This window comes from Bartonella sp. CL63NXGY, assembly GCF_042194905.1.
GTDB lineage: Bacteria > Pseudomonadota > Alphaproteobacteria > Rhizobiales > Rhizobiaceae > Bartonella.
In genome coordinates, this window is record NZ_JBHINK010000102.1 from 1 (window position 1) to 237 (window position 237).

Sequence of the window (237 nt, forward strand, 5' to 3'; positions counted from 1 at the left end):
AGTGATAATTAATCGCCATGGCTTTAACGCTGTGGTGTAGTGCAGGATCTTGAATGGTTGAGAAGCCGCAATGCGTTGTTGATAAAGTCGGTATAATTCAGGCTCTTGTTCTTCTGCCGGCTCATGACCTAATTGTGAGTTTAATTCTTCACCCACTTGAACATTATAGGCATAGGGGAGAGGTAGATAGTCATCGCCAAAGCGACTATTTAAAATCGACTGATCATTACGACTATG

Annotated in this window: 1 protein-coding gene; it reads right to left on the reverse strand. The window is 42.2% G+C overall.

What is annotated here, in order from left to right:
* On the reverse strand, positions 1-237 hold a 237-nt coding region (locus ACFIK0_RS09475), incomplete at both ends, for a glycosyltransferase (RefSeq protein ID WP_375663922.1).